This window comes from Faecalibacterium faecis (genome assembly GCF_040096475.1).
Lineage (GTDB): Bacteria > Bacillota > Clostridia > Oscillospirales > Ruminococcaceae > Faecalibacterium > Faecalibacterium taiwanense.
The window spans coordinates 66,683-89,034 of the sequence record NZ_JBBMEP010000008.1; the positions used below are offsets into that span (position 1 = coordinate 66,683).

The window sequence follows — 22,352 nt, forward strand, 5'->3', positions numbered from 1 at the left end:
ACGCACGCGTGGAATAGCAAAAGCCGCTCCGGTTTTGCCGGAGCGGCTCTTGCTGGTTATAGAGCGAGGAACCAACCGGGGCGTTTCCCGGATCAAACGTTCCCGGAGAGGTGAGTGGATATGGCACAGGAAAAGCGTGATTACTACGAAGTGCTGGGGGTATCCAAGACTGCGACCGATGCCGAGATCAAAAAGGCATACCGCAAGCTTGCAATGAAATACCACCCGGACTATAACCCCGGCGATAAGAACGCCGAGGAAAAGTTCAAGGAAGTAAACGAAGCAAACGAGGTGCTTTCGGACCCGAAGAAGCGCCAGCTGTACGACCAGTACGGCTTTGCAGGTGTTGACCCTGCCTATGCAGCACAGAACGGCGGCGGCCCCGGTGCGGGCGGCTTTGGCGGTTTTGGCGGCGACGGCGTGGATCTGGGCGACATTTTCGGCGATATCTTTGGCGGCGGCTTCGGCGGCTTTGGCGGTTCGTCCCGTCAGGCGAACCCCAACGCACCGCGCAAGGGTCAGGATATCCGCGTGCGCATCACCCTGAGCTTTGACGAGGCCGTGCACGGCTGCAAGAAGAACATCACCATCACCCGCCAGCAGGAGTGCACCGAGTGCCACGGCAGCGGCTGTGCTGCCGGTTCCAGCCCCGAGACCTGCCCGGACTGCGGCGGCCGCGGCTTCGTGATCCGTCAGCAGCGCACCCCCTTTGGCGTGATGCAGACCCAGCAGCCCTGCTCCCGCTGTGGCGGCAAGGGCAAGCTGGTCAAGAATCCCTGCAAGGTCTGCCATGGCAGCGGCAAGGTGGCTGCTAAAAAGACGCTGGAGGTGTCCATCCCCATGGGCATCGACGACGACCAGAGCTTTGCACTGCGCGGCATGGGCGATGCCGGTGCAAACGGCGGTCCCTCCGGTGATGTGATCGTCATGGTCACGGTGCGCCCCAGCGAGGTGTTCCAGCGCGACGGCTACGATGTGTGGGTCACCGTGCCCATCACTTACAGTCAGGCCGTGCTGGGCGACACCGTGCAGGTGCCCTCCATTGACGGCAAGGTGGAGTACACCGTGCCCGAGGGCACCCAGAGCGGCACCACCTTCCGCCTGCGCGGCAAGGGCATCCAGTACCTGAATGGCCGCGGCCGCGGTGATATGTACGTCAAGTGCGAGGTGGAGATCCCCAAGAAGCTGAACAAGACCCAGCGGGAGGCCCTGAAGAAGTTCGAGGGCACCCTGAAAGAAGAAAACTACGAAAAGCGCAAGGGCTTCTTCAAAAAGCTGAAGGACATGTTCAACAACTGAGACTGAAAACCGCATAACATAAAAAGCGGCGGCACTTCCCAAACGGGAGGTGCCGCCGCTTTTGCTTTTTCAGAACAGAGACCGGGACTTAGTTGCCGAAGATCAACAGGGCGTTGGGCACAAGGCCGATGATGGTTGCGCAGGAACCAATGAACCAGAAGCTGCAGCCGATGTCATGGATGGTGTTCGTGGGGCTTTTTTCAGCATGGGCAACCAGAGCGTTCATGCCGTTTTCCACCCAGTTGGAGTTGATATTTGCCTTGCGGTAATCGTGGATGGCAGAAACAGCCTTGTACCAGCCGTACAGCGGGAACCATGCCATGGCGGCTTCCACAACACCTACGCCGCCCTCGGTGTAGGTCATTTCTTCGCAGGACAAAACATTGTATGCAGCAGGATAAGTAATGGCGTTCGTCATAAAGCAAAACTCCTTTTTTAGGTTTGATAAAAAAAGCGGCGGCTCTTCCGTTGAAGAGCCGCCGCAAAAAGCCCTTTGGTGTACTCCTGAAAATTAGAAGTAGATGATGCCCAGAGACATAACGGCAGAAAGGCCAAAGCTGCTGATGGTCGATGCAGCATTCCAGAAGATCATGCCGGCATGGTAGAAGGTGTTGGTCACATTGCCCTTGCAGTCGGCTTTGATATCGCTCCAGACGTTGGATGCCCAGTTGTCGTGATCCTTCTTGCGTGCTTCACGGCAGGTGTTGATGCCGATAACCGTAGCGTAGCCGGGCCACAGCCATGCAGCGACAGCCTGACCGACGGTAGCACCGCCTTCGGTGTAGGTCATTTCTTCGCAGGAAAGAACGTTGTAGGAAGCAGGCATCATGATTTTGTTTTCCATAATAACACTCCTTTGAATCAAAGCTATCCAGACAGTGCAAGATCGCACTGTTTAAAACCCAAAAATAAACCGGGATATGCGCTTGGAGATCGTTCTCATAAAGCAGGGCGCGCCGCCGCATGACGCGAGTAGTTGCTTGCAGGAAAAGGAAAGCAGTGCTGTTCTCTGCAGGCAAAAGACCGTTCAGACGGTATACAGTGCTCAGGCAGCCGATTTCTTATTTCTGCTTGATGAAAAGCCCGCGGCCCTCTCTGGCGGAAAAGGCCGCGGGTAAAGGGGTCTTTGGTCTCTCCGGACGGATCTTATGAGCAGGGTCAGAGCAGGACGATGGCAGCATTGACCAGAAAACCAACGCCGGTAGCGCTGGTCGCGGTGACCCAGACGATGCGTCCCAGATCACGCAGCATGTTCTGCGCACTGGAATCCATATCGCGGCTCAGAGCATCCAGACCGGTATCCAGCCAGTCGTTGGGGTGGCTCTTGCGGTAGTTGCGCATGGCGGTAACACCCATGTACCAGCCAATGGGCGGAATCCAGTTCAGCAGAGCTTCCGTAAAGGTAGCACCGCCCTCGGTGTAGGTCATCTCTTCGCAGGAAAGAACGTTGTAGGAAGCAGGCATCATGATCTTGTTTTCCATAATAACACTCCTTTGAATCAAAGATCGTATCAGCACATTCTATGCACTGTTCACACCAGATCGAACCATCGATGAAGAACAACTGCTCTATATCGCCATTGTACAACACCCGTTGATTTTTTGCAAGGGGTGAATGGGCAGAGTGCGCAAAAACTGGAGAGACTTCCGAAAAGAACTAGAAAAATTTGTGAAAAAAGACTGCAATAATTTGACATAAAACAACAGCGCCCTTTCCTTTGCGGAAAAGGCGCTGCCATGTTTACCCGGCCACACCGGCACGGTAGAGGTACGGGTCGCTCTTGAAGCTGTCAAAACTGTAGAGCACCAGGATCTGGTCATAATCGTTATCCGCGATCAGCTGATCCAGACCGTAGTTGTAGTTGCGGAAGTCCACCACATCGATCTGGGCGTAGTTTGCCGTCAGATACGGTGCAAAGCAGTTGGCGTAGCTGTCCTTGATGACCAGAATGCGCCCGGTGCCGTCGCCCTCAATGCGGCTCAGGCCGTTGTTGCCATGCAGGAACATGGCGTACTTATCGTACACGTTCAGCTTGTCCGTGTCGTACAGGCCGGTGGTCTGGCCGTCTGCGGGCTGGCCTGCAGCGGTGACATTATAGATGGTCAGGCTGTTCGGCAGGTCGTAGTAGGTGATAGTATCCGGCACGGCATTCCATGTGCGGGCCTTGGAGTAGTGGGTGCCGTAGAAATTTTCGGCGGTCAGAGCCGTGTGCGCGGCGGGGTCGAAGGGGGTCAGGCTCAGCGTACCGCACAGCTGCTGGTAGGCGTAATAAGCGCCAAGGCTCGTCCAGTGATGGTCGGTGCGGTAGTAGATATATTCGTCCTTGTGTTCGGCAAGGGTCTGCCGCACATCCACAAAGCGCCCTCCGGCGGCCTGTACGGCGGCGGAAAGCTGGTCGAGATAGGCATCCTCGTCCAGCAGCGGCGCGTTTGCAGGCACGTTTTCCGGGTAAATGACCGATGCTGCCGGGGCCAGCAGTACATCCACCTTACCCGGGTGGCGCTGGCACAGTGCTTCCACGGCGGCGGTGTTCTTGGGCAGGGTGCGGTTCTCGCTGTCCAGCAGGCCGAAGGTGCGGGGGAACATCATGTGCTCTTTGCCCAGCAGGATGCCGCCGTTCTGCTCCTTCTGCAGCAGGGTGGTCTCCACTACGCTCTGCAGGCTGATCCACTCATCGCGGCCGAACACCTGATCCTTCACGTACTTTGTGTAGGCGGTAAAGTAGCTGTTCAGCCCCTTGGCGGAAAGCTGGGTCAGCGCCGGGCGCTGGGAAAGGGTGGTGTTTTCCATCTCGCTGTAGGCGCGGTCCGGTGTAATAAGGTCCAGTGCGAACAGACCAAGAAAGAACAGGCTGAACACCACCAGCACCGGGTAGTGCAGGAGCGAGGAAGATTTTTTGGAATGCTTGTCCATCTTCACGCCTCCTTAAAAGTTGAAATAGAGGAACGGGCTGTTGGTGCTGCCCACCACATAGGCGGTGGAGACCACCAGCAGCGCCAGAATGGCGGCACAGCGGGTGACGGCATTCTTTTTGAGCAGGTTCCAAATCTTTTCAATGAACGGGGTGCAGCAGAGGATGCTGACCACCAGCAGCACACCGTAGTTGCGCAGGAAGTACAGCGGCGAAACACCGCCGGAAGGAACGAACAGCTTGTGGAACAGCAGACCGAAGCTTACGCCCGTATCGTTGCCCACGAACATGGCCCAGCCCACCACCACGAGGAACAGGGTGTAGATGTGGGGCCACACTCTGCCCTTTTGCAGGTGGGGCAGCAGGAACAGCTTTTCTACAGCCAGCAGCACAAAGTAGTACAGGCCCCAGCAGATAAAGTTCCAGTTCGCGCCGTGCCAGATGCCGGTGAGCAGCTCCACCACGAACAGGTTGAAGATCTGGCGCTTCAGGCCCTTGCGGTTGCCGCCGAGAGGGATATACACATACTCCCGGAACCAGCCGGAAAGGGTCATGTGCCAGCGCCGCCAGAACTCGGTGATGGATGCGGAGATATAAGGGTAGTTGAAGTTTGCGGGGAAGTCGAAGCCCAGCATCTTGCCCATGCCAATGCCCATCATGGAGTAGCCGGAAAAGTCAAAGTAGAGCTGCAGGCTGTAGGCGATGATGCCCAGCCACACCAGCGGGGTGGATGCATTGGCAAGGCCCACAAAGGTGGTGGAAGGGCTGTCCGCAACGCCGATGATGTCTGTCCACAAAGCACCGATGGCATCCGCCAGCAGCACCTTTTTGGCAAGGCCAAAGGTGAACAGGGTCATGCCCTCTTCGATCTGCTGCAGGCTGTAGCGGTGCCGGTATACGTGCAGCTGGTTCGAGACATCGCGGTATTTCACGATGGGGCCGGCGATCAGCTGAGGGAACATGACCACATAGGCACCAAAGTCGATGATATTACGCTCTGCCTTTACATCCCGGCGGTAAACATCGATGGAGTAGGAAAGGGTCTGGAAGGTGTAAAAGCTGATGCCCAGCGGCAGAGTGCCAATGCCCTGGATCTCGGCAAAGGCGGTGCCCAGCAGGGCGTTTGCGCTGCGCAGCACAAAGTTTGCGTATTTGAAGTAGAACAGCATCCCAAGGCTGCCAATGAGGGCCACCAGCAGAAATGTCCTGCGCAGGGCCGGCTTTTGGTCGAAGTGCTCGATGCACAGGCCGCTGATGTAGTTGATGAGGATGAGGGCCACCATGACCGGGAAAAACCGTACCTCGCCCCAGCAGTAGAACACCAGACTGCAGAGGAACAGCACGGTGTTCTTGAGCTTTGCGGGCGCAAGGTAATACAGCGCCAGCGTGATGGGCAGAAACCGAAACAGAAAGATGATGGTGCTGAAAACCAAAGCGTCAGCCTCCTTTTAGCCGAAAAAAGCCGATGCCGCAAATGGCACCGGCCTTGGGTGGATCCAGATTCAGTCTGCCAGTGCGCTGTCCACGGCGCTGTCCAGATCGGCAGTGCACTCGTTGGATGCGATCACCATGACAATGGTGTTGCCCTTGAAGGCGATGACAGCGTTCTCCACGTTATCCTGCGCCTGAGCAAACTCGGCGTAGTTGCCGTAGAAGGCCACCTGATCCTGCTGGTAGGAAGCCAGCTGGTTGGCTACGTCCTCGGCCTTGCCGTCGGCAGCTTCGAGCACCAGCACCAGACCGGCATCGCCGTTGTCGTTGCTCTTCACGCCCTTGTAGCTCACCACGTCCTCAGCCTTCAGGCCGAAATCGTACTCAATGTTCATGGCTGCGATCTCGAACTGGTTGGAGATGGGGTCGGCTTCCAGCAGAGCATTGAAAACACCGTCCAGTGCATCAGAGCCGTTCTCGGCAGCATTGTCCACAACAGCGGATGTGGCGGCACTGGAAGCGGGAGATTCCGCAGCAGCGGTGGAAACGGAGGAGGGAGCGGCCGAAGAGCTGGCGGAACCGCCGCAGCCGGTAAGAGCGACAGCAGCCAGCGCGCCGGTGAGAGCAATTGTAAAGATTTTTGTGCGATTTATCATAAAATATTCCTTCTTTTGTTCAAAACATTTTTGCAGCTGCCCAAAGCGGTCCTGCATCAGGGCAGACTATTGTTATCTTACCATAACTGTGTGCAAAATGCAACGAAAAGCCCCTCGGTTTTACGGATTTTTAACCGGTGATCTTTTCCCCTGCAGCAAGCTTCTGCAGCACGGCAACGGCATCCTCAAAGCACAGGCCGCTCTGCTGGATCAGGGCCGCATTTTCCGGTCCCACATAGCGCCAGTGCCACGGCTCGTAGGTGATCTCGGTAACGGCTTCTGCGTTTTTGGGGTACCGCAGGATGAAGCCGTATTCCACGGCATGGGCGCTCAGCCAGCGGAAGGCCTCGGTGTTTTCAAAGCCCTCGGTCAGGTCGGTGTGCTCCGGGCTGTTCAGGTCGGCAGCAAGGCCGCAGTTGTGCTCCGAGTAGCCCGGCGGGTTCACGATATTTGCCGCCTGCTTTTTCGCTTCGGCTTCGCTCAGGCCCTTATTGCGGAAATACTGGGTCTTTTGGTCGTAGAGGTTCTTCTGGTAGTCCACACTGCGGTAGCCGCTCTGCATCCAGATGGTCACGCCGTCCTTTGAGGCGGCGGCCTGCATGGCGAGGAACGCATCGGCGGCTTCGGTCTGCAGGGTCTTGTTCACAGCGGTGGCCGAGCCGCACGCCTTGGTGGTAAAGGTATGATCGTCCGGCATTTTGTTCGTGTGGTTCACCAGCACCATGCGGGGATCATCCAGAATGGCCTGTGCCTGCCGGGCGGTCAGCAGACTGCTTTCTGCCTCTGATGCTGCCGAGGCGCTGGACGTGGAAGTTGCCGAGGCGGCAGGCACAGCGGAACGGCTGTGCAGCACGAACGAGGCCCCGCCCACGGCAATGCAGGCCACGACGGTAACGGTGAGCACGCGCCGCACGGCGGGCCGCAGATGGCGGCGGTGATGAGGATGGACAGACGGATTCATCTGGAATACCTTCTTTCCGGTGGATGTGCATAGAGTTTGCTTCCTATGGGCAAGCTATGCCCGGAGGGGAAACAATATGAAAATGACAGCACAGGAATATGCGCGCCGGGTGCGGCGCATCGGGCCGCACTCGCCCTTGGGGCTGGACTGCCTGTGGGCTTTTGGCGTGGGCGGCGGCATCTGCCTGCTGGGCGAAGTGCTGCGCCAGAGCTATCTTGCCATGGGCGTGGAAGACGACCTTGCCGGCACCCTGACCAGCTGCAGCCTGATCGTGCTCTCAGCGGTGCTTACCACGCTGGGCTGGTACCAGAAGCTGGCCGCAAAGGCCGGGGCCGGGTCACTGGTGCCCATCACAGGCTTTGCCAATGCGGTGGTCAGCGCGGCCATCGAGTTCAAGGCCGAGGGTCGGGTGCTGGGTACCGGGGCCAAGATGTTCACCATTGCCGGGCCGGTGATCGTGTACGGCACGCTGGCGGCGGTGGTGTACGGCGCGGTGCTGTGGGTGCTGGGCATGGCGGGTGTGCCTGTGCTGTCATAAACACGGGCAAGTGTGCCATAAGATTGCAGCATGATGTTATTATACAACATTTTATGGAACGTTTTTCATCTATTTTCCACGAAGGAGAAATTTTGCCTATGACGGTCCGGTGCGGGGATACCCTGCTGTTCCAGACACTGCCGGTGATCGCTGCGGGTGCAGCGGTGGGCGGCAAAAAAGAGAGCGAAGGCCCGCTGGCGGCAGAGTTCGACGAGCTGAGCGCAGACAACCGCTTTGGCCAGTCCAGCTGGGAAGCTGCGGAAAAATACCTGCAGCTGCGCGCCGCGCGGCTGTGCCTGCAAAAGGCGGCGCTTCCGCAGGAAAAGGTGCAGCTGGCCCTTGCCGGGGATCTGCAGGCCCAGTGCACAGCATCCAGCTATGCCATGCGGGAGCTGGGCGTGCCCTTTGCCGGGCTGTTCGGGGCCTGCAGCACCATGGCCGAGGGCCTTGCGCTGGGCGCTGCTCTGTGCGAGGGCGGTGCTGCGCGCAATCTGCTGGCCATGGCTTCCAGCCACTTCTGCGCGGCAGAGCGGCAGTTCCGCACGCCGATGAGCTACGGCGCGGTGCGCACGCCCACGGCCCAGTGGACTGCCACCGCTGCTGGATGCTGCCTTTTGCAGCCGCAGGGCGAAGGCGTTGGCATTGCCGCTGCCACCTTTGGCCGTGTGCAGGATTATCAGGTAAAGGACATCAACAATATGGGGGCTGCCATGGCCCCGGCAGCGGCTTCCACCCTGCTGCACTATTTTAAGGATACCGGCACCGAACCGCAGGAGTTCGACTGCATCTATACCGGCGACCTTGGGCAGGTGGGCAGTCAGCTGCTGCGGGAGCTGCTGGCCGCAGAAGGCTTGCTGATCAAAAACCATGTGGACTGCGGGTGCATCCTGTTCGACGCAAACGAGCAGAGCGTAAAGAGCGGCGGCTCCGGCCCGGGCTGCTGCGCGGCGGTGCTGTGCGGGCACATCCTGCCGCGCCTGCGCCGGGGCAGCCAGAAGCGGGTGCTGTTCACAGCCACCGGGGCCCTGATGAGCCAGACCACCTTTTTGCAGAAGGAGACCATCCCGGCGGTGGCGCATCTGGTGGAGCTGCGTGCGCCGGAAAAGGAGAAGTAAGATGAACTATTTCTGGGCTTTCTGTGTGGGCGGGGCCATCTGCGTGGCGGGACAGCTGCTCATCGACCTGACCGGCCTGACCCCGGCCCGCATCCTGACCGGATATGTGGTGGCGGGCGTGGTGCTTTCGGCCATTGGGTGGTATGCCCCGCTGGCCGAGTTTGCCGGGTGCGGGGCCACGGTTCCTCTGCTGGGTTTCGGCCATCTGCTGGCAAAGGGCGTGCGCACCGCGCTGCAGGAAGAAGGTGCTGTGGGCATCCTCACCGGCGGGCTGACCGCCGCTGCGGCCGGTGTTACCACCAGCCTTGTGTGCGGCGTGGTGTGCAGCTGGGTGGGCAAAAGTCACGACCAGAACTGAAGAAGAAATACACCAGAACATTGTCACTTTGTCCGCCACCCTTCGCCCTGTTTTTCCACCGCACTGCGGTAAACTGTGCAAAACAGGAGGTGATGCGGATGAAGCACCGCTGGACGACCCTTTTGTGGGAGCTTTGGGCTGCACAGGCCTTGTGCGCGGTGGCAGCCCTGCCGCCGGGCAGTGCGTTCCATACATGCCCGGCACTGGCGCTGCCGGGGCTGGCCCTTGCGGCGGCGGTGCCCACGGCATGGGCTGCGTGGGCGCTGCTGGCCGAGCCGCCCGACGGCCTGCCGCCGGAGCAGCTTCTGGAGCAGGCACCGGGGTTCGATTTTGCCACCCTGTGCGATTTTGAGCGGCCTGCTGCCGTGCCCTGAAAAGCGGGCAAAACAAAAACCCCTGTGCCGGGAACCCGGTACAGAGGTTTTGTTCGTCAATCAGAAAGCGATCAAGCGTTCTTGTTAGCACGCTTTGCCATACGGCTGATCTTGCGGCTGGCGGTGTTCTTTTTGATGACACCCTTAGCGCGAGCCTTGTCGATCGCGGAAACAGCAGCCAGGACGGTTGCGTCCTTGTCAGCGGCATTCGCATCGATGGCAGCGTCTGCCTTCTTGACGACTGTTTTCAGGTTGGTCTTAATGGCCTTGTTGTGAGCCTGCTCTGCAGCAGCCTGCACGACGCGGTCCTTCTGAGATTTGATGTTAGGCATTCGTTCCACCTCCTTGGCTACCTATAACAGCGCACCCTATGATACCATATTTCGCGTACCAGCGCAAGCGTTTTTTTGATTTTTGTTTAGAAAAGTTTTATTTTTTCCATACTTTCTGCATGCAGAGGGGGCATTTGGCCCCAAAACAGGCAGGAGGAGCAGAAAAATGCGTTTTACCGATATGGCAGACGAGATGTTTGGTGCAGCACAGGGGGCGCTGCCTGCCGGGGTAAGGCTTGCCACAGCAAAGCGCGGCGGGGTCACAATAACGCGGGTGGAGATCGCGCGCGAAGGGCTGGCGAAGCCCCGCGGACGGTATGTCACGCTGGAAATGCCCAGTGTCAGCGTGCTGGACGAGCGGGACGCTGCGGTGATCGAGACCTGTGCGGCAGAACTGCGCGCCCTGCTGCCGCCGGAAGGGCCGGTGTTGGTGCTGGGCATCGGGAACCGGCGTGTCACGGCGGATGCCCTCGGCCCGCGCACGGCGCAGAAGATTTTAGTCACCATGGGGCCGCAGCACACGCTGCCGGTAAAAGGCATCCGGCCGGTGGCCGCCATTGCGCCGGGGGTGTCGGCCTCCACCGGGCTGACTCTGCGCCAGCTGGCCGGGGCCATGGTGGAAGCGGTGCGGCCGGCGGCCCTGATCTGCGTGGACAGCCTTTGCAGTGCCGAGGGTGCGCGGCTGGGCCGCAGCGTGCAGTTCTCCGACACCGGGCTGTACCCGGCGCAGGCGGATCATGCAAAGCATCTGGACGCGGCAGCGCTGGGCGTGCCGGTGATCGCGGCGGGCATCCCCACCTTGATGGATTCGGACGAAGGAGCAGATCTTGTGGTCACGCCCCGGGCGCTGGACAGCGTGATCGCCCACGGCTCGGCTCTTCTGGCCGGTGCCATCAACCGGGCCTTGCAGCCAAGGCTCAGCGTGGCGCAGCTGTTCTGGCTGGCGGGGTAACACCGGTGGGCCGGAAGGGAGGTTATTTTATGCGCAGCAAAGCACTGCCGCCCGCCCGGGCGCAGGGGCATATCGTGCCATTTCTGGAAGCGGCTGCTCTGTTTGCCGCACTGTGTATCTTTGCCCGCACGGCGGCACTGATGCTGGCTGCGGCCATTACTGCACCGCTGCCCATGACCGAAACTCTTTTCTGGCTGGGGCGGCAGTCCGCACAGGAGCAGCCCGCATCATCTGTGCAGGTGGAAGCCGCACCGGACAGCACACCGGAAGCGGCGGCATCCTCTCTGCCGCAGGCCGTGCAGGCGCTGACCGGGAACATTGAGGACTACCTTGTGCCGCTGCTGGGCGAGGAAGCCCGCCCGGCGGATGCGGGTACTGTCATTGAAAAAAATTATCCGCAGGGCAGCGGCGAAAAGTACATTCCCTGCGGGGCGGGCAGCATCAAAAACAATACCCGGCAGACGGCGGCAGACATTGCGGCGGAGATCGAGAATCCGCTGCCCTTTGCCATTGAGCCGAACAGTCCCGACCCGCAGGTGCTGGTGATGCACACTCACGCCACCGAGGACTACCGCCTTTCGGCCGGGCTGTGGTTTGCCCCCGGCGATGGTGCCCGCAGCACCGACTGCAGCGTGAACATGTGCGCGGTGGGCCGTGTGGTGGCCGATACCCTCAATGCGGCAGGCATCAACACCCTGCACGACGAGACCCTGAACGACTACCCCAGCTACACCGGAAGCTATGCCAACAGCCGGGCCGTGGTGCAGCAGTATCTGGCCCGGTATCCCAGCATCAAGGTGGTGCTGGATGTCCACCGGGATGCCATCGAGACGGAAAGCGGCAGCCGCTATGCCCCGGTGTGCACGGTGGACGGGCGGCAGGCCGCACAGGTCATGATCATCTGCGGGTGCGACAACGGCACCACCGTTCAGCTGCCGGGCTGGCGGCAGAATCTGCGCTTTGCCGCTGCGTGGGAGCGCAGCATGGAAGGAATGTACCCCGGTTTTACCCGGCCGGTGCTGTTCAGCTACCGGTTCTACAATCAGGATCTGACCACCGGCAGCCTGCTCATTGAGATCGGCGGGCACGGCAATAACCTGAACGAGGCTCTTTATGCCGGGCAGCTGGCGGCAAAGGGCCTTGCTGCCGCATTGCTGGGCGGTGCTTGACAAAACGCCGCCAAAGTGCTATTTTTTAAAGGTAAAATGCAAAGATCGGGAAAAGTAGCGCGGGCCGTCCGGCCCAGAGAGTGCGGCACAGCTGAGAGTCGCGCCCGCACGCCGCGTGAACGAACACCCGGGAGCAGCAAACTGAACATGGCAGCTGCCATTAGTAGGTGCGCCGCAGGCCCTGCGTTACAGGGGCAGCGCTTTTATTGAGCGCGTGAGCGACCGGACACTTCCGGTAATTCAGGTGGCACCGCGGACATTACAAGACAGCTTGTTCGCCCTGAACTTTCAGGGAGAACAAAGCTGTCTTTTTCATTTTATATCGAAAGGGAGAACAAACACTATGGAACGCACTGAGATCGTTTCGCTGTTCAAAAACACCCCCGCCGACGGCACCGAGATCACCGTCTGCGGCTGGGCAAAGAACATCCGCGACTCCAAGAACATCGGCTTCATCGCCCTGTCGGACGGCGGCTGCTTCAAGACCCTGCAGGTCGTGCTGGAAGCAGGCAAGCTGGCAAACTACGATGAGGTGATCCACACCGGTCTGTACAGCAGCCTGCGCGTCAAGGGCAAGCTGGTGCTCACCCCGCAGGCAAAGCAGCCCTTTGAGCTGAATGCCGACAGTGTGGAGATCCTGGGCGACTGCCCGGCGGACGAGTATCCGCTGCAGAAAAAGAAGATGAGCATGGAATATCTGCGCACCATGCCCACCCTGCGCCCCCGCACCAACACCTTCAACGCCGCTTTCCGCGTGCGTAGCGCCGCTGCCTATGCCATCCACAAGTTCTTCCAGGAGAACGGCTTCGTTTACTCTCACTCTCCGCTGCTCACATCTTCCGACTGTGAGGGCGCAGGCGAGATGTTCCGCGTCACCACGCTGGATCTGGAGAATGTGCCCAAGAACGAGGACGGCACCGTGGATTACACCCAGGACTTTTTCGAGAAGCCGGTCAATCTGACCGTTTCCGGCCAGCTGGAAGCCGAAGCCATGGCCATGGCATTCGGCAAGGTGTACACCTTCGGCCCCACCTTCCGCGCCGAGAAGAGCTTTACCACCCGTCACGCCGCCGAGTTCTGGATGATCGAGCCGGAGATGGCCTTCTGCGACCTGAACGGCTACATGGACACTGCCGAGGCCATGACCAAGTACGTCATCCGCTACGTGCTGGACAACTGCCCGGATGAAATGGCCTTCTTCAACCAGTTCATCGACAAGGGCCTCATCGAGCGTCTGGAGCTGGTGGCAAACAGCGAGTTTGGCCGCATCAGCTACACCGAGGCCATCGAGATCCTGAAGAAGAACAACAAGAAGTTCCAGTTCCCTGTGGAGTGGGGCGTGGACATCCAGACCGAGCACGAGCGCTACCTGACCGAGGTGGTGTTCAAGAAGCCTGTGTTCGTCACCGACTACCCGAAGGAGATCAAGAGCTTCTACATGAAGCAGAACCCGGACGGCAAGACCGTGGCAGCCGCAGATATGCTGGTGCCCGGCATCGGCGAGCTGATCGGCGGCAGCCAGCGTGAAGAGAACTACGACAAGCTGGTGGCCCGCATGGACGAGCTGGGCATGGACAAGACCAACTACGACTGGTACCTGAACCTGCGCAAGTTCGGCGGCGTGGAGCACGCCGGCTACGGCTTGGGCTTCGAGCGCATGATCATGTACCTCACGGGCATCCAGAACATCCGTGATGTGCTGCCCTTCCCCCGCACTGCATACGGCTTCTGATAAGCGCGCATACTTTTACCGGGCTGCTGCACCTTGCGGCGGCCCGTTTTTTGATAAGGAGCACAAAACAAGTGGAAAACATTTCCTCTGCCCTGCTGGACTGGTTTTACAAAAACCACCGCATCCTGCCCTTCCGCACCGACCCCAGCCCCTACCATGTGTGGCTCAGCGAGATCATGCTGCAGCAGACCCGGGTCTCGGCGGCACTGCCCTACTACGAACGCTTTCTCGCCGCCCTGCCGGACATTCCGGCCCTTGCCGCCTGCGAAGAGGAAAAGCTGCACAAACTCTGGGAGGGTCTTGGCTACTACAGCCGGGTGCGCAACCTGCAAAAGGCTGCACGCATCGTCTGCGAGCAGTACGGCGGACAGCTGCCCGCCGACTATGATGCCCTGCGCGCCCTGCCCGGCATCGGGGACTACACGGCGGGAGCCGTTGCGTCCATCAGCTTCGGCATCCCGGTGCCCGCCGTGGACGGCAATGTGCTGCGGGTGTTCTCCCGTTTGTACAACGACCCCGCTGCCGTCACGGAACCGGCAGTGAAAAAAGCGTTCACCGCCCGCGTGATGGAGCACCAGCCGCCGGATGCGCCCGGCGACTACAATCAGGCCCTTATGGAGCTGGGAGCGCTGGTCTGCGTGCCGAACGGTGCGCCCCTGTGCGAAAAATGCCCGCTTGCCCACCTGTGCGCCGCCCGTGCTGCGGGCACTGCATTGGAGCTGCCCCGCAAAGCAGCGCCCAAGCCCCGCAGACTGCAGCCTGTGACGCTGGCCCTGCTGGAAAGCCCGGCAGGCTTCCTTTTGCAGCAGCGGCCCCAAAAGGGCCTGCTTGCCGGGCTGTGGCAGCCGGTACTGTGGGAGGGTGAAGCCCTTGCAGCCGGAGAGGTCCTTGCCCGCCTGCAGGCCATGGGGCTGGATACCGGCACCGCCGCGCCGGAAGCGCTGCCCGCTGCAAAGCACATCTTCAGCCACATCGAGTGGCATATGAACGGCATCCTGCTGCATGTGCCCGCCCAAGATGCTCCGGCAGGCTGCGTCTGGGCAAGCCGGGAAGCCCTGCAGGCCGAGTATACCCTGCCCGGTGCGTTTAAGTCATATAAGAAGCTTATGGTATGAAATTTTGGCCTTTTTGACCTGAATGGTTGTAATTTTTGACAGGAACGGGTATAATAAAAGCCAACAAGCACTGGAATGAAAGCTGAAACATCGTTTCAACGAAAAAAGGAGTGTATTGAACCTATGAAGAAATCTTGTCTGGTCGCTGTGATCACTGTTCTGGCCGCTGTTGCCGGTGCCCTTGCTGCTGTTGCTGTTTACCTGCACCGCCGTGAGAAGGAGCTGGACGAGTACGAGCGTCTGCTGTTCGGCGAGGACGATGCTGCAACGGTGGAGCCGGAGGCTGCTGCCGAAGAGGCTGCCCCTGCAGAGGATGCTGCAGAATAAAAACACGAACCGTAAACCTTCGGGCGCACCGGCAGTCTGCAAAAGGCTGTGCCGGTGCGCCCTTTTTGCTACATAGAAGGAGTGTATCATGAAGCGTTTTCTGCTCTGGCTCGTGGGTGTGGTGCTGGGCGTAGGCATCTTTCTGGGCGCGGTGATGGGCGTGAGCTATGCCTTTACCACCGAGGGCGGCTGCCCGGACAGCACCGCGCAGTTTGGCACCGAAGCGCTGGAACCCAACGGCTGGTGCTGGCAGGTGCCGCTCATCGGCGGAAAGCTCGATAAGGTGTTTGCCAGCCCCGCCACCCTCACGGTGCAGAAGCTGGGCACGCTGTACACGGCCCACCCGGCCATCACCCTGCCGGACTGGGCCAGCTACACCACCCTCACCATCCAGAACGCCTATGGCAGCATTGTATTTGTGGGCAGTGTGAGCGATTATCAAAGCTTTTTGTTCCCGACCAACGGCGAATATAAGGCAGAGCTATCGGTCTGGCGGGTGCCGGAGGGCGGCATGGCCACCCAATTTGAGGGCGGCAGCACCGGCTCAGTGCGCAAAAATCTGGGGCTGGAAAAGCCCGCAAAGCCCACCGGCTGGTATCGTTATGCCTTCCGGTTCACCCTGCAGGCCAGCGCGGAGGTGGAGCTTTCCGCCGAGCGGGTGGAGCAGGGCGGTATTGTGGGCCTGCGCATCTCCGGCATGACCGGCGATGCAGCACCCACTGTGGAGACCGACCTTGGCAATGTGCAGTGCGTGCGTGCAGCCGATGGCTGGCGGGCCTATATCCCGGCGGCATACAACGCTTCCTCCGGCGGGCATGAGGTGAACATTACCGTGAATGGCGAGACCATCACCCGCAGCATCATCGTGCTGCCCAAGGATTTTGGCACGGTGGACGTGGAGCCGGAACCGGATGCATCGGATGCGGCAAACACCCAGTTCCGCAATGCAGTCTGGGGCCTGTACGAAGCGCCCGCGCGGGAAAAAATGTGGCAGGGCGGCTTTGTGAACCCGGTGGAAAGCTACACCACCCTTGTGGATTACGGTCAGGTCAGGGTGGTGAACGGAAGGCAGGGCAGCCGTTCCAACTCCACAAAGCTTTATACCATCCCCGGCGAGCCCTGCCGCGCCCCTGCAAACGGCGTGGTGGTGCTGGCCGCAGAGCTGGCCCTTACCGGCAACACGGTGGTCATCGACCATGGCTGCGGGATGCGCAGCTACCTGTACGGGCTGCAGACTCTTTCCGTCTCTGCCGGGCAGACGGTGGAAAAGGGGCAGGCTGTAGGCGTGCTGGGCGAGGAGCTGACCATGGACTTCAAGCTTGGCAGCAAGAGCGTGAACCCGTGGATGCTGTTCCAGACCTCCGGCGGTTTGTTCTGGAAGGAGAACAGCTGACGATTTTAAATGGCCTCCGCTTTGCGCTGGCCATAAACAGCGGAATTTTTATTTTTATAAGAGCAATGCCGGACGGCCTGCGGGCTGTCCGGCATTGCATTTTCACAGAAAGAGTCATAAAGAAAAACGGCATCATCTGCCGGTTTCGATCTTTTGCGCGAAAAAAGGGTCCTGAAAAGCCCGCAGGCTTTTCAGGACCCAAACATAAAAGAATAATTCCTCTAAATACGGCCAGAGCGAAGCGGAGGCTGTTCCGATGGTCAAACCATCAGGAAATGGCATCCACGTCCCACTTCATGCGGACGGCATCGGCACCGTCCAGTTTGATGTTCAGCGCACCGGCGTTGTCCATTACCTGCTGCGGAGTGCGGGCACCGCACAGCACATGCAGGCCGGGGATCATGCGGGCGGTCAGGGCGATCACCAGCTGTGCCAGAGAGCAGTCGTATTTCTCGGTCAGGTCGCCCCACTTTGCCAGCATGTCCAGCGCTTGTGCCCGGCGGGCGGGCTGGAAGCTGGGGTTCGAGTTGCGGGTGCTGCCCTCGGGATAGGTGGTTTCCATAGTCACCTTGCCGGTCAGCAGGCCCTGCTCCAGCGGAGAGTATGCCTGCACGGATACGCCCAGCTCCTTGCAGGTAGGCAGCAGCTGCTTTTCCACACGGCGGGTGAGCAGACTGTACTTTTCCTGAATGACATCCAGCTGGCCGTACTTGCAGTAGCCGCGGATGATGTCTGCAGTGACGTTGGATGCACCGATGGCACGGATCTTGCCCTGCTCCTTCAGCTTCATCATGGCTTCCACCGTCTCTTCCAGCGGGTAGATGCCGAAATCGGGGGTCTGCCAGTGGGTGTACAGCACATCCAGATGATCGGTGTGCAGGCGGCGCAGGCTGTCCTCCACATCCTCGATGATGCTCTGGGCAGACAGGTCGCGGTAAACGGTGGTGCCGTCCACGACCTTGTGCAGCACCGGTGTTTCATGCCGCCACTCCAGACCGCACTTGGTGGAAAGCACCACCTTGTCGCGGTCGATGTGCTTCATGGCTTCGCCCACCACGGTCTCGCTGTGGTACAGGCCGTAGATGGGAGCGGTGTCGATCCACTGGATGCCCTGCTCCACAGCAGTCTGGATGGCCTTGACTGAAAGGGCGTCGTCGTTGTCGCCCCACCAGGAGCCGCCGCCGATGGCCCAGGTGCCCATGCCGAGAAACGGCACCTGAATGCCGCTTTTGCCAATATTGATGTTTTGCATATATTTTCCCTCCATGCCAGCAGTGTTCCCCGCAATGGGAGCAGCGCATTCCGTAGCTGGCATTCTTCGTTGTATTTTTTGCGTTTTATGAAAAAAGAACCGCAGCTGCGGGATATTCCCGCACCGCAGCCCTCTTTCAACTCAGATATTGCCGAACTCGCTCAGTTTCAGCGTTTCGTTGTGGGTCTCAGCCCAGCGCACCGCCCAGTCGGAGGTGAACAGCAGCAGGCGGTTGCCCTTCATATCCTCCACAGCCTTGGTGTCGCTGGTCAGGTCCAGATCCCGCAGGTTGTAGGTGTCGGGGTCGTTCTGCACCCAGCGCAGCTGTTCAAAGGGCAGCTGCTGCATCCGGATCTCCACGTTGTACTCGGTGTTCAGGCGGTACTCCAGCACTTCCAGCTGCAGCACGCCAACCACGCCGACCACCACTTCTTCCATGCCGCCGCCCACTTCGCGGAAGATCTGGATGGCACCCTCCTGCGCGATCTGCTCCATGCCCTTCACGAACTGCTTGCGCTTCATGGTGTCCTTCTGCTCAATGCGGGCAAAGTGCTCCGGCGAGAAGGTGGGGATGCCTGCGAACTGGACCTTCTTTTTGCCGGTGCACAACGTGTCGCCGATGGAGAAGATGCCCGGGTCGAACAGGCCGATGATGTCGCCGGCGTAGGCCTCGTCCACGATGGCGCGGTCCTGCGCCATCAGCTGGGTGCCGGTGGCCAGCTTGATGTTCTTGCCCTCCTGCACATGGAAGGCCTCCATGCCGCGCTCGAACTTGCCGGAGCAGATGCGCATAAAGGCGATGCGGTCGCGGTGGGCCTTGTTCATGTTGGCCTGAATTTTAAAGATGAAGGCAGAGAACTCGTCGCGGCAGGGGTCCACGGTCTCGCCGGTCAGGCTGTCCACGCGGGCCAGCGGGGTGGGGGTGAGCCGCAGGAAGTTCTCCAGAAAGGGCTCCACGCCGAAGTTGGTCAGAGCGGAACCAAAGAACACAGGGCTCAGCTCGCCGCGCAGCACTTTGTCGAGGTCAAATTCCTCGGCAGCGCCGTCCAACAGCTCGATTTCATCCACCAGCTGCTGGTGCAGATACGGGGTGAGCAGCTCGTCCAGTGCGGGATCGCCCAGCTCGGCCTCGGTCTCATCCACCTTCTTCACGCCGTTGGCGCGGCCGTCGCTGGAAAATGCCAGCACCTTGCGGGTGTTGCGGTCGAACACGCCCTTGAACTCCTTGCCGCAGCCGATGGGCCAGTTCATGGGGTAGGTCTTGATGCCCAAAATCTCCTCAATGTTCTCCATCAGCTCAAAGGGGTCGCGGGCTTCGCGGTCCATCTTGTTGATGAAGGTGAAGATGGGGATGTGGCGCAGGGTGCACACTTTGAACAGCTTGATGGTCTGGGCCTCAACGCCCTTTGCGGCATCGATGACCATGACGGCAGAGTCTGCCGCCATCAGGGTGCGGTAGGTGTCCTCCGAGAAGTCCTGATGGCCCGGGGTGTCCAGAATGTTCACGCACTTGCCCGCGTAGTTGAACTGCAGGACAGAAGAGGTGACGGAAATACCGCGCTGCTTCTCAATGTCCATCCAGTCGGACACGGCGTGCTTTGCGCTCTGCTTGCCCTTGACGGAGCCTGCCTGATTGATGGCTCCGCCGTACAGCAGCAGCTTTTCGGTCAGAGTGGTCTTACCGGCGTCGGGATGGCTGATGATCGCAAACGTCCGGCGGCGCTCGATTTCTTCACGATTTGTCATAAACTAGTATTTCTCCTGAAATGGATGGAACTCCTTCAGTCACGGCTGATGCCGTGACAGCTCCCTCAATGAGGGAGCCTCTGGCGAAAAGGAAAAGCTTCTCGCCCTGCCAAAGCCTCCCTCTCAGAGGGAGGTGGCATCGCGCAGCGATGACGGAAGGAGTATATTTTTACACATACGTACCCTATTTTATCCGAAAACGCTCCATAATGCAAGTGTTTTCGTTATTTTTTCAGGATGATGCAGGGCAGAGGGGCGGTTTCGGCCCAGTTGGCAAAATCACACACCAGAACGGTAAAACTTTTGAGCGGAAGTGCCCGGAGATATTCCAGCACCGTCTGCTTTTCATCCGTGCCGATGACCTGCCCGCTGTAGAGGATGGCGCTCACCACGCCGCCGGGGCGCACGGCTTCCAAAGCCGCCTGCAGGGCGGGGATGCTGCTCTGCGCGGTGGAGAACACTGCGTGGTCGGCCCCGGGCAGCCAGCCAAAGTTGAACATCACCGCATCTGCCGTGCCGGGCTGCACAACCTGTAAAAGGTCTGCGTGGCTTTGGCAGTGCAGCTCATACCGGGCGGCAGGCACGCCCAGCTGCTCCAGATGCTTCCGGGTGGATGCAATGGCAGCTTCCTGCACGTCAAAGCCGATTACCTTTCCTTCCGGCGCGGTGATGCCGCACAGAAAGGCCGTGTCGCCGCCGTTGCCGCAGGTAGCATCGATGCAAAGGCGCGGCTGTGCCAGCCGCGCGGCCAGAAAGTCCTGCACGAACTTGACGGCGGTCAGGTCCGGCGTGCGGCGGCGCACCAGCTGCCTGCCTTCTGCCGCAAAGCCGAACTTTGCCCAGAACGCAAGCTCTGCGGCATCGGCGGGCAGCGGGGCGGTAAATACGGTAGCCGTTTCGCGGTCGTATCCGGCGTAGGCGCGCAAAGTTTCTTTTAATAGATAGGAGCCGTAGCCTTTGCGCCGCCACTGCGGTTCGATGCCAAACGCGGTGATGGCAGCCCCCTTTGCGGCGGGCGTGAGCGCGCAGAAGCCGATCTGTGTTTTTTCCTTATAGAGGGCAAAGCCTTCGTCTGTGCGGTGCAGTTCCATGGTGTGTTCCTCCTGAATTTACGCTTTTACAATAGCAAGCGCAAAGGCCTCTGTCAAGGGCGGAAAGTGCGTCTTTTTTTCACAGTTTCTTCACGGCGCGCGCGATTGATTTTCACAATTGACGGTTACAATAGGAGCAGTTCAAAGGAACAGGGCTCCTGTGGACGTATCCCTTACGGAAAGGAAGTATCAGCATGGACAATGAGAACAAATGGGAATATGATTATTCCTCTCAGGATAAAAACGAAAGCGGAGATACCGGTTATCCAAATGTGGGCAGCAGCGGCATGAACACCGCCAACCAGTACAACGACCCGCAGCCGGAACCGGAGACCGCTTACACCGCCCCGCAGACAGACAACGGCGCAGGCGGTGCAACGCCGCCGGTACATCCGGTACAGCCGCAGGACGCGCAGCCCCCTAAAAAGAAGAAAAAGTTCAATGGCAAGCGCGTTGCACGCAGCGCCGTGGCGCTGGTGCTGGCTGCAGCCATGGGCTTTGCGGGCGGCTTTGTGGGGGCAAAGTTTGGCGGCAGCGGCAAGGTGGTCATTCAGCAGGTGGCACCTTCCTCTACGGCCGACAGTGCATCCGGTTCGGATAGTTCCATCACCGCAGCATCCAGCAGCGGCAGCAGCCTGACCACTGAACAGGTGGCTGATCTGGTCAGCCCCAGCGTGGTGGTCATCACTACGGAGCAGGTGGTCTACTCTCAGTGGTCGTGGTACGGCCAGAATCAGGTGGAGAGCGGTGCCGGCAGCGGCGTGATCATCAGCTCGGACGGCTACATCCTCACCTGTGCACATGTGGTGGACGGCGCTTCCACCATCACCGTTACCATTGGTGACAAGGACTACACCGCCACCCTCGTGGGCGAAGATACCACCAGCGATATCGCGGTCATCAAGATCGATGCTGACGGCCTGACCCCCGCCACCGTGGGCAACAGCGACAGCCTGAAGGTGGGCCAGAGCGTGATGGCTGTGGGCAACCCGCTGGGTGAGCTGGGCGGCACCGTGACCGGCGGCATGATCAGCGCTTTGAACCGCAGCGTCACCATTCAGGGCAGCAGCTCTGTGAACACCATGTCCCTGATCCAGATGGATGCTTCGGTCAGCCCCGGCAACTCCGGCGGCGGCCTGTTCAATATGAACGGTGAGCTGGTCGGCATTGTGAACGCAAAATCCTCTTCCAGCGATGCAGAAGGTTTGGGCTTTGCCATCCCCATCAACGATGCCATCAAGGTGGCACAGGAACTGCTGGAGAACGGCTATGTGACCGGACGGCCTTATTTGGGCATCACCTATCTGGCCGTGACCGACGCACAGACTGCTTCTCAACTGGGCGTGAATGCCTACGGCGTTTACGTTGTGGAGGTGGTCAAGGGCGGCCCTGCCGAAAAGGCAGGCCTGCAGGCCGGTGACCGCATCGTGAGCGTGGACGGCACCGAGATCGCCTCCAAGGACGACCTTGGCACCCTGATGCAGAAGCACGCAGCAGGCGATACGCTTTCCATCACCATTGCACGCGACGGCCAGATGCAGACGGTCAATGTGACACTGGGCGAAAAGACGGCTTCCAACAGCTGAGCAAAATAGAAAA

23 protein-coding genes and 1 other annotated feature are annotated in these 22,352 nt (G+C 59.7%); of the genes, 12 read left to right on the top strand and 11 right to left on the bottom strand.

Annotated features, from left to right (window positions below):
- The first annotated feature begins 120 nt into the window (after positions 1-120).
- Positions 121-1,299: a molecular chaperone DnaJ gene (gene dnaJ / locus WMO17_RS05685; RefSeq protein WP_120080346.1), complete on the top strand. Its 1,179-nt coding sequence runs from the start codon at positions 121-123 to the stop codon at positions 1,297-1,299.
- Between the two features lie 88 nt (positions 1,300-1,387).
- On the opposite strand, the gene WMO17_RS05690 is transcribed toward dnaJ, so the two are convergent.
- The 7 genes from WMO17_RS05690 to WMO17_RS05720 all read right to left on the bottom strand — a co-directional run bounded on the left by WMO17_RS05690 (position 1,388) and on the right by WMO17_RS05720 (position 7,259).
- The gene (locus WMO17_RS05690; RefSeq protein WP_005943576.1) at positions 1,388-1,717 is read right to left on the bottom strand and encodes a hypothetical protein; all 330 of its coding nucleotides are present in this window, start codon (positions 1,715-1,717) and stop codon (positions 1,388-1,390) included.
- A 93-nt stretch (positions 1,718-1,810) separates the two neighbouring features.
- Positions 1,811-2,143, bottom strand: coding sequence for a hypothetical protein (locus tag WMO17_RS05695; protein WP_097781182.1), 333 nt, complete (start codon positions 2,141-2,143; stop codon positions 1,811-1,813).
- 314 nt (positions 2,144-2,457) lie between these two features.
- The gene (locus tag WMO17_RS05700) at positions 2,458-2,781 is read right to left on the bottom strand and encodes a hypothetical protein (RefSeq protein ID WP_005943572.1); all 324 of its coding nucleotides are present in this window, start codon (positions 2,779-2,781) and stop codon (positions 2,458-2,460) included.
- 259 nt (positions 2,782-3,040) lie between these two features.
- The gene (locus WMO17_RS05705) at positions 3,041-4,213 is read right to left on the bottom strand and encodes a DHHW family protein (RefSeq protein WP_120080344.1); all 1,173 of its coding nucleotides are present in this window, start codon (positions 4,211-4,213) and stop codon (positions 3,041-3,043) included.
- Between the two features lie 12 nt (positions 4,214-4,225).
- Entirely contained in the window at positions 4,226-5,644 is a 1,419-nt protein-coding gene (locus WMO17_RS05710; RefSeq protein ID WP_005943568.1) for an MBOAT family O-acyltransferase, read from the bottom strand.
- Between the two features lie 69 nt (positions 5,645-5,713).
- Complete coding sequence (locus tag WMO17_RS05715) at positions 5,714-6,298, bottom strand: DUF4358 domain-containing protein (protein ID WP_349137627.1); 585 nt, start codon at positions 6,296-6,298, stop codon at positions 5,714-5,716.
- Positions 6,299-6,428: 130 nt separating this feature from the next.
- Entirely contained in the window at positions 6,429-7,259 is an 831-nt protein-coding gene (locus WMO17_RS05720; protein WP_349137628.1) for a M15 family metallopeptidase, read from the bottom strand.
- A gap of 76 nt (positions 7,260-7,335) precedes the next feature.
- Between WMO17_RS05720 and WMO17_RS05725 the strand changes: the two genes are divergently transcribed.
- The 4 genes from WMO17_RS05725 to WMO17_RS05740 all read left to right on the top strand — a co-directional run bounded on the left by WMO17_RS05725 (position 7,336) and on the right by WMO17_RS05740 (position 9,644).
- Positions 7,336-7,797, top strand: coding sequence for a SpoVA/SpoVAEb family sporulation membrane protein (locus tag WMO17_RS05725; protein WP_337678641.1), 462 nt, complete (start codon positions 7,336-7,338; stop codon positions 7,795-7,797).
- 98 nt (positions 7,798-7,895) lie between these two features.
- Positions 7,896-8,912: a stage V sporulation protein AD gene (locus tag WMO17_RS05730; protein ID WP_349137629.1), complete on the top strand. Its 1,017-nt coding sequence runs from the start codon at positions 7,896-7,898 to the stop codon at positions 8,910-8,912.
- A 1-nt stretch (position 8,913) separates the two neighbouring features.
- On the top strand, positions 8,914-9,270 hold the full coding sequence (locus tag WMO17_RS05735; RefSeq protein ID WP_005943559.1) for a SpoVA/SpoVAEb family sporulation membrane protein: 357 nt from the start codon (positions 8,914-8,916) through the stop codon (positions 9,268-9,270).
- Positions 9,271-9,368: 98 nt separating this feature from the next.
- A complete protein-coding gene (locus WMO17_RS05740) occupies positions 9,369-9,644 on the top strand; it encodes a peptidoglycan synthetase (RefSeq protein ID WP_118527663.1) in 276 nt (91 codons plus the stop codon).
- A gap of 71 nt (positions 9,645-9,715) precedes the next feature.
- Here WMO17_RS05740 and rpsT read toward each other — a convergent pair whose 3' ends face one another.
- A complete protein-coding gene (gene rpsT / locus WMO17_RS05745; protein WP_005943554.1) occupies positions 9,716-9,976 on the bottom strand; it encodes a 30S ribosomal protein S20 in 261 nt (86 codons plus the stop codon).
- A gap of 166 nt (positions 9,977-10,142) precedes the next feature.
- On the opposite strand from rpsT, the gene gpr reads away from it, so the two are divergent.
- From gpr to WMO17_RS05775, 6 genes are all read left to right on the top strand, one after another.
- Positions 10,143-10,928, top strand: a complete 786-nt coding sequence (gene gpr / locus WMO17_RS05750) for a GPR endopeptidase (RefSeq protein ID WP_005943552.1) — start codon at positions 10,143-10,145, stop codon at positions 10,926-10,928.
- 29 nt (positions 10,929-10,957) lie between these two features.
- Positions 10,958-12,097, top strand: a complete 1,140-nt coding sequence (gene spoIIP / locus WMO17_RS05755) for a stage II sporulation protein P (protein WP_349137630.1) — start codon at positions 10,958-10,960, stop codon at positions 12,095-12,097.
- 32 nt (positions 12,098-12,129) lie between these two features.
- Positions 12,130-12,383 (top strand) — a binding site (T-box leader).
- 57 nt (positions 12,384-12,440) lie between these two features.
- Positions 12,441-13,829 (top strand): asparagine--tRNA ligase, encoded by a 1,389-nt coding sequence (gene asnS, locus WMO17_RS05760; protein ID WP_332375825.1) that lies wholly within the window; start codon positions 12,441-12,443, stop codon positions 13,827-13,829.
- Between the two features lie 71 nt (positions 13,830-13,900).
- The gene (locus WMO17_RS05765) at positions 13,901-14,944 is read left to right on the top strand and encodes an A/G-specific adenine glycosylase (protein WP_097774626.1); all 1,044 of its coding nucleotides are present in this window, start codon (positions 13,901-13,903) and stop codon (positions 14,942-14,944) included.
- A 123-nt stretch (positions 14,945-15,067) separates the two neighbouring features.
- On the top strand, positions 15,068-15,271 hold the full coding sequence (locus WMO17_RS05770; protein ID WP_044953882.1) for a hypothetical protein: 204 nt from the start codon (positions 15,068-15,070) through the stop codon (positions 15,269-15,271).
- 88 nt (positions 15,272-15,359) lie between these two features.
- Positions 15,360-16,664 (top strand): murein hydrolase activator EnvC family protein, encoded by a 1,305-nt coding sequence (locus WMO17_RS05775; protein WP_154260553.1) that lies wholly within the window; start codon positions 15,360-15,362, stop codon positions 16,662-16,664.
- A gap of 268 nt (positions 16,665-16,932) precedes the next feature.
- Here the strand turns inward: WMO17_RS05775 and WMO17_RS05780 are convergent, their stop codons facing one another.
- From WMO17_RS05780 to mnmM, 3 genes are all read right to left on the bottom strand, one after another.
- On the bottom strand, positions 16,933-17,916 hold the full coding sequence (locus WMO17_RS05780) for an aldo/keto reductase (RefSeq protein WP_349137631.1): 984 nt from the start codon (positions 17,914-17,916) through the stop codon (positions 16,933-16,935).
- Between the two features lie 141 nt (positions 17,917-18,057).
- Complete coding sequence (locus WMO17_RS05785) at positions 18,058-19,662, bottom strand: peptide chain release factor 3 (RefSeq protein ID WP_005943533.1); 1,605 nt, start codon at positions 19,660-19,662, stop codon at positions 18,058-18,060.
- A 224-nt stretch (positions 19,663-19,886) separates the two neighbouring features.
- Positions 19,887-20,753 carry a tRNA 5-(aminomethyl)-2-thiouridylate-methyltransferase MnmM gene (gene mnmM / locus WMO17_RS05790; protein ID WP_349137632.1) on the bottom strand — a complete coding sequence of 289 codons (867 nt, stop codon included), beginning with the start codon at positions 20,751-20,753 and terminating at the stop codon, positions 19,887-19,889.
- Positions 20,754-20,947: 194 nt separating this feature from the next.
- Between mnmM and WMO17_RS05795 the strand changes: the two genes are divergently transcribed.
- Positions 20,948-22,339, top strand: a complete 1,392-nt coding sequence (locus WMO17_RS05795; protein WP_154256085.1) for a S1C family serine protease — start codon at positions 20,948-20,950, stop codon at positions 22,337-22,339.
- Positions 22,340-22,352: the final 13 nt, after the last annotated feature.

What these genes read in the sequence shown, in the direction of transcription:
- WMO17_RS05785 (WP_005943533.1), bottom strand. Translation starts at nt 19,662, where the DNA reads ATGACAAATCGTGAAGAAATCGAGCGCCGCCGGACGTTTGCGATCATC.
- WMO17_RS05775 (WP_154260553.1), top strand. Translation starts at nt 15,360, where the DNA reads ATGAAGCGTTTTCTGCTCTGGCTCGTGGGTGTGGTGCTGGGCGTAGGC.
- gpr (WP_005943552.1), top strand. Translation starts at nt 10,143, where the DNA reads ATGCGTTTTACCGATATGGCAGACGAGATGTTTGGTGCAGCACAGGGG.
- WMO17_RS05780 (WP_349137631.1), bottom strand. Translation starts at nt 17,916, where the DNA reads ATGCAAAACATCAATATTGGCAAAAGCGGCATTCAGGTGCCGTTTCTC.
- WMO17_RS05725 (WP_337678641.1), top strand. Translation starts at nt 7,336, where the DNA reads ATGAAAATGACAGCACAGGAATATGCGCGCCGGGTGCGGCGCATCGGG.
- WMO17_RS05770 (WP_044953882.1), top strand. Translation starts at nt 15,068, where the DNA reads ATGAAGAAATCTTGTCTGGTCGCTGTGATCACTGTTCTGGCCGCTGTT.
- spoIIP (WP_349137630.1), top strand. Translation starts at nt 10,958, where the DNA reads ATGCGCAGCAAAGCACTGCCGCCCGCCCGGGCGCAGGGGCATATCGTG.
- rpsT (WP_005943554.1), bottom strand. Translation starts at nt 9,976, where the DNA reads ATGCCTAACATCAAATCTCAGAAGGACCGCGTCGTGCAGGCTGCTGCA.
- WMO17_RS05730 (WP_349137629.1), top strand. Translation starts at nt 7,896, where the DNA reads ATGACGGTCCGGTGCGGGGATACCCTGCTGTTCCAGACACTGCCGGTG.
- WMO17_RS05695 (WP_097781182.1), bottom strand. Translation starts at nt 2,143, where the DNA reads ATGGAAAACAAAATCATGATGCCTGCTTCCTACAACGTTCTTTCCTGC.
- mnmM (WP_349137632.1), bottom strand. Translation starts at nt 20,753, where the DNA reads ATGGAACTGCACCGCACAGACGAAGGCTTTGCCCTCTATAAGGAAAAA.
- dnaJ (WP_120080346.1), top strand. Translation starts at nt 121, where the DNA reads ATGGCACAGGAAAAGCGTGATTACTACGAAGTGCTGGGGGTATCCAAG.
- WMO17_RS05715 (WP_349137627.1), bottom strand. Translation starts at nt 6,298, where the DNA reads ATGATAAATCGCACAAAAATCTTTACAATTGCTCTCACCGGCGCGCTG.
- WMO17_RS05735 (WP_005943559.1), top strand. Translation starts at nt 8,914, where the DNA reads ATGAACTATTTCTGGGCTTTCTGTGTGGGCGGGGCCATCTGCGTGGCG.
- WMO17_RS05700 (WP_005943572.1), bottom strand. Translation starts at nt 2,781, where the DNA reads ATGGAAAACAAGATCATGATGCCTGCTTCCTACAACGTTCTTTCCTGC.
- WMO17_RS05740 (WP_118527663.1), top strand. Translation starts at nt 9,369, where the DNA reads ATGAAGCACCGCTGGACGACCCTTTTGTGGGAGCTTTGGGCTGCACAG.
- WMO17_RS05690 (WP_005943576.1), bottom strand. Translation starts at nt 1,717, where the DNA reads ATGACGAACGCCATTACTTATCCTGCTGCATACAATGTTTTGTCCTGC.
- WMO17_RS05705 (WP_120080344.1), bottom strand. Translation starts at nt 4,213, where the DNA reads ATGGACAAGCATTCCAAAAAATCTTCCTCGCTCCTGCACTACCCGGTG.
- WMO17_RS05720 (WP_349137628.1), bottom strand. Translation starts at nt 7,259, where the DNA reads ATGAATCCGTCTGTCCATCCTCATCACCGCCGCCATCTGCGGCCCGCC.
- WMO17_RS05795 (WP_154256085.1), top strand. Translation starts at nt 20,948, where the DNA reads ATGGACAATGAGAACAAATGGGAATATGATTATTCCTCTCAGGATAAA.
- asnS (WP_332375825.1), top strand. Translation starts at nt 12,441, where the DNA reads ATGGAACGCACTGAGATCGTTTCGCTGTTCAAAAACACCCCCGCCGAC.